This is a genomic window from Pseudomonas sp. P7758, from assembly GCF_013386485.1.
Taxonomy (GTDB): Bacteria; Pseudomonadota; Gammaproteobacteria; order Pseudomonadales; family Pseudomonadaceae; genus Aquipseudomonas.
In genome coordinates this window covers 1-321 of the sequence record NZ_JACARS010000283.1, presented here as the reverse complement: position 1 = coordinate 321, position 321 = coordinate 1, and the positions used below count along the sequence as shown (strand labels likewise).

Annotated in this window: 1 protein-coding gene; it reads left to right on the top strand. The window is 58.3% G+C overall.

Annotated elements, in window-relative coordinates; all coding sequences use genetic code 11:
- Positions 1 to 110: 110 nt before the first annotated feature.
- Positions 111 to 321 (top strand): MoxR family ATPase (locus HX873_RS31505; RefSeq protein ID WP_177123877.1); only part of this gene is annotated, 211 nt, incomplete at its 3' end.

Here is a 321-nt window from a genome sequence, read left to right as displayed (position 1 = left end):
AAAATACCCCCCGCGCCGTTAGTCTCCCCCCCTCCGATGCATTAAAGTAACGCCCCCAGGCCTGGCATTTTTCGCAATGCCCAGTCTCACCTCTCCAGGAACCGTCATCGATGGAACATCGTGAAGCGCTGCTTGCGCTGCGAACCTTTCTTTCAACGCAGATTCTCGGCCAGGAAAAACTCATCGAGCGCTTGCTCATTGCCCTGCTCGCCGATGGCCATATGCTGGTTGAAGGCGCTCCCGGGCTGGCCAAGACCAAGGCCATCAAGGAGCTTGCCGAAGGGATCGAGGCACAGTTCCATCGCATCCAGTTCACCCCCG